The sequence below is a fragment of the Achromobacter sp. DMS1 genome, from assembly GCF_001270295.1.
This window is the reverse complement of record NZ_LHSJ01000055.1, coordinates 18,238-22,571: the sequence shown is the minus strand read 5'-3', so window position 1 is coordinate 22,571 and position 4,334 is coordinate 18,238. Positions and strand designations below refer to the sequence as shown.

Below are 4,334 nucleotides of genomic sequence, written 5' to 3'. Positions count from 1 at the left end.
GCAAGGATTCATGGGTGCCTGTATCCAACCACGCATAGCCGCGGCCCATTATCTCGACAGACAAGTTGCCTTGTTCGAGATAGACTCGATTCACATCGGTGATTTCGAGTTGCGTGGCGACGGTTTATCTGTTTGGCGATGTCCACGACCTGCTGGTCATAGAAATATAGGCCTGTGACCGCGTAATTCGACTTGGGCGTCTTCGGTTTTCTTCCAGAGAAAGCGCCTTGCCGTCGGCGTCAAACTCCGCTACGCCGTAACGTTCCGGATCATGCACGTGGTAGGTGAATACGCTAGCACCGGCGTTGCGCTTATTGGCGTTGCTCAGCAGATTGGCGAAATCGTGGCCATAGAAGATGTTGTCCCCGAGCACGAGTGCCGAGTGTGAGTTGTTCAGAAATGACTCACCGATGATGAACGCCTGGGCCAAGCCATCAGGAGACGGCTGGACTGCATATTGCAGGTTAAGTCCCCACTGTTCTCCCGAGCCTAATAGCTGTTGGAATCGCGGGATGTCTTGCGGAGTTGAAATGATCAGGATGTCTTGAATTCCGGTCAGCATCAGGGTGCTGAGAGGATAGTAGATCATCGGTTTGTCGTATACAGGCAATAACTGTTTACTGATCGCCAGCGTCGCTGGATGTAAACGGGTGCCAGAGCCCCCGGCGAGAATGACGCCTTTGCGGTTCATGCAGAATACTCCAACGATGTGGTCAGTTGATCCACGGTGCGGTTCACGTGGACAGTCCAATTGGGGAACTGTAGCAATAACGCGTTGCTCAGGGCGGTGGTGTCCAGGCGAGAATTTTTTGGGCGAGGTGCGGGCAGAGGATAAGCATCCGTGGGTATACGTTGGATTTTCTCTGCGGTTGTCCTGAGCCTCGCGCCATTGGCGGCGGCACGCGCCACGATGTGGCAGGCCAAGCCATGCCAAGTGGTTTGCCCTGCAGCGGTCAGATGATAGATGCCCCTCTTGCACAGACCATGGCGATAGCCAGCAATAGCCAATGCTGTCACATCGGCTATCAGCTCGGCCGAAGTCGGAGCGCCATGTTGGTCGGCGACAATATTCAGCGTCTCACGCTCTTTGGCCAAGCGCAGGATCGTCTTGACGAAATTACTCCCGTGAGCAGAAAACACCCAGCTTGTGCGGAGGATCAGGAATTGGCAGCCGCTGGCTATGATCGCCTCTTCGCCTTGGCGCTTGGTGTGTCCATAGACGCTCAGCGGATTTGGGGTGTCGGACGGTGTGTAGGGCGCGGTTTTGGCGCCGTCGAAAACGTAGTCCGTGGAATAGTGCACGAGCAGCGCGCCGCGTGCCTTCGCGTACTTGGCTATCTCCGCCACCGACTCCGCATTGATCGCACGTGCCGAACTTGCGTTGGTTTCCGCTTTGTCGACCGCAGTATAGGCAGCTGCATTCACGATGATGTCGGGTGAGTGAGCTTCCAATACTCCGCGCAGGGTCGCAGGCTTTTCAAGATTGGCCTGGATACGATCCAACGCTATCAACTCGCCCTGCGGCAGTAGCGTGCGTTGCAGTTCATTACCGACTTGTCCGGTCTTACCCAAAAGAAGAATTTTCATAAGGGCCTTAAATCCGGTTGAGAATCGCTGCAATCACCAGGCCGAGGTTGCCGAATCCAGTCTGCCGATAAATTCCAGAACGCAATATACCGAATACGCGGGGAATCAAGCGACGTTGACGCGCCGATACAAAACGATTGAAGACGGAACGACTATCTTGCGACAAGCTTGAAATAATGGGCTGCATCGCCACAATGTGCTGGTCATTCCATGTTTTCAGGTGGCCTCGGAACAGCTTGCCGATTCGGTCGAGCCGAGCTTGCAGGCTGGCATTGGCGCCAATCAGGTTTTGGGCGTGTTGTCGATAGAGCAGGGATGGTATCGGATCGTAAAGCACCTTTCCGCCACATCCGCTGACCACGATGTAGATCCACCAATCATGAGCTGCGACCTTCACGTGTGGGCCAGCGGCCTTCAACAAATTGCGAGCAGCGTTGTTGAAGACCATGGTATTGCCTCCGCCGACGTTTTGCACCAAGGCATTGCGAAACGATGGTGGGCGCGTAAACAACGGCGAGTAACCGAGTTTGCCGCCATCTTCGTCAACCAGTTCCGTACGGGTGCAATATAGCGCGGGCACGTCCTGCGGCACGGATTTCAACCATCGGACAGCTCGTTCCAACTTGTCCGCATGCCAGATATCATCTTGATCGGACAGGGCGTAGTAGTCGGCGGCGATTTCCTCGCGGCAAATGAGTGACATGAAATTGGCGGCAAAACCCTTGCGTGGCCCCGCCCGTACGCGCAAGCGGTCTGGTCCCCAAGTCTGCTGATAGAATCCCAGAACATTTTGTGTCTTGTCCTTGGAACCGTCGTCCGAAACCCATACGCTCCATGCCGTATGCGATTGAGCGCCGAACGAGTCAAGCTGTTCAGGAAGATACTGCTCTCCCTGATAGGTACACAGAAGGATTGCGACGTTGTGGCTCACCGTGCCATCCACGAAAGAAGTCGGTTGCCGGCACGTGCGGTTGCTCGCCGCGTTATTGGCGGATACTTGTGTTGAAGTAGAGAAGCACACATGATGAGGGAGGGCTGCACTCGAGCTGGAGCGCAATCCGTTCGAGCGTTCAGTCTTCGTACTGGGTATTGACCCAGTCGCGGTATGCGCCGCTGGTGATGTTGGCGACCCAGTCCTGATTGGCCAAGTACCATTCGACGGTCTTGCGGATCCCGGAATCGAAGGTTTCCGCAGGCTTCCATCCCAGTTCACGTTCCAGCCGCGTCGCATCAATGGCGTAGCGCTGGTCGTGACCAGGTCTATCCTTGACGAAGGTTATCTGACTCTTATAGGACTGGCCATCGGCTCGAGGACTGAGTTCGTCCAGGAGGGCGCAAAGCGTGTGGACGACGTCGAGGTTAGCCTTTTCGTTCCAGCCTCCCACGTTGTAGGTCTCACCCAATTGGCCATCAGCGAGCACGCGACGGATCGCCGTGCAATGATCCTTCACGTATAGCCAGTCGCGAATCTGTTGGCCGTCGCCGTAGATGGGCAAAGGCTTACCGGCCAGCGCATTGTGGATTACCAGCGGGATTAACTTTTCCGGGAAATGATAGGGACCGTAATTGTTTGAGCAATTGGTTGTGAGCACCGGTAGGCCATAGGTGTGGTGGTAGGCTCGCACCAAGTGGTCGCTGGCGGCCTTGCTGGCCGAGTATGGGCTATTGGGCTTGTAGCGGTTGGTTTCGCTGAAGGCGGGATCGTCTTTTTCCAGCGATCCGTAGACTTCGTCGGTCGATACGTGCAGGAAGCGGAACGCGTTGCGCTCATCTTCCGGCAGGCCGGTCCAATAAGCGCGCACGGCTTCCAGCAGGTGGAAGGTGCCCACGATGTTGGTCTGGATGAATTCGCCGGGGCCATGAATCGAACGGTCCACGTGCGATTCGGCTGCAAAATTCAGGACGGCGCGGGGTTTATGCTCTGCCAACAGGCGGCTGACCAGGTCAAAGTCGCCAATGTCGCCTTGGACCAGCTTGTGAGCGGTATTGCCCTTGAGCGAAGCCAGGTTTTCGGGGTTGCCTGCGTAGGTGAGCTTGTCCAGCGTTACGACCGGTTCGCTGCTTTCCCGAAACCAGTCGAGTACAAAATTGGAGCCGATAAAACCTGCTCCGCCAGTAACAATGATACTCATTCTTGCGTAGTCCTTGAGCGTTGAGCGTGAGCGCAAACCCGTTGATTAACTCTCAATTATGCCGCAAGTGCATTAGCGCAACCTAACAAATGAAACAAGCCGTGCGGTGAAATTGAGACGTTACAGAACCCACCTCCATCAATGGTCGGGATTCCATCTTGCATTTCATCTCAGGAGTTACGTGGCCTTACGCGCATTGGGGCTGGCCCCAGAASDCAKCGGCCACDCCGTCGMASKATGCCCGCAGCACCGGCCGCACCGGCGTGGTGTTCGTGACCTCCGGCCCGGGCATGGCCAACACCACCTCCGGCCTGCTGGACGCCATGTGCGATTCGATTCCCCTGCTCTGCATCAGCGGCCAGGTCGCCACCAGCGCCATCGGCACCGACGCTTTCCAGGAGTGCGACGCCATCGGCATTTCCCGGTCCGTTACCAAATGGAATGCGCAGGTGCGCAGCGTGCGCATCCTCACGCTGACGCAGAGCACCTACGACGGCGTGATCTACAACGTGGAGATGATCAAGCAGCAGCTGGGCAGCTACGTGGACACGCTGCATTTCGACGAGGCGTGGCTGCCCCACGCGTCGTTCCACGAGTTCTACCGCGACATGCACG

3 protein-coding genes and 2 pseudogenes are annotated in these 4,334 nt (G+C 56.4%); 1 reads left to right on the top strand and 4 read right to left on the bottom strand.

Annotation, left to right across the window (positions count from 1 at the left end; translation table 11 throughout):
* The 4 genes and pseudogenes from rfbA to rfbB form a co-directional block, all read right to left on the bottom strand.
* A pseudogene (rfbA, locus tag AD428_RS08735) lies at positions 1-691 on the bottom strand (glucose-1-phosphate thymidylyltransferase RfbA); the annotation flags it as partial.
* On the bottom strand, positions 688-1,587 hold the full coding sequence (gene rfbD, locus AD428_RS08730) for a dTDP-4-dehydrorhamnose reductase (protein WP_053244732.1): 900 nt from the start codon (positions 1,585-1,587) through the stop codon (positions 688-690). The pseudogene rfbA and the gene rfbD, both read right to left, overlap by 4 nt.
* A gap of 7 nt (positions 1,588-1,594) precedes the next feature.
* Positions 1,595-2,518 (bottom strand): glycosyltransferase family 2 protein, encoded by a 924-nt coding sequence (locus AD428_RS24670; protein WP_235489422.1) that lies wholly within the window; start codon positions 2,516-2,518, stop codon positions 1,595-1,597.
* A gap of 139 nt (positions 2,519-2,657) precedes the next feature.
* Positions 2,658-3,719, bottom strand: coding sequence for a dTDP-glucose 4,6-dehydratase (gene rfbB / locus AD428_RS08725; protein WP_053244731.1), 1,062 nt, complete (start codon positions 3,717-3,719; stop codon positions 2,658-2,660).
* Between the two features lie 239 nt (positions 3,720-3,958).
* On the opposite strand from rfbB, the pseudogene AD428_RS27660 reads away from it, so the two are divergent.
* Positions 3,959-4,334 (top strand): annotated as a pseudogene (locus tag AD428_RS27660) (thiamine pyrophosphate-binding protein); the annotation flags it as partial.

Excerpts from the sequence above, each read along its gene's own strand:
- rfbD (WP_053244732.1), bottom strand. The coding sequence starts at position 1,587 with ATGAAAATTCTTCTTTTGGGTAAGACCGGACAAGTCGGTAATGAACTG.
- rfbB (WP_053244731.1), bottom strand. The coding sequence starts at position 3,719 with ATGAGTATCATTGTTACTGGCGGAGCAGGTTTTATCGGCTCCAATTTT.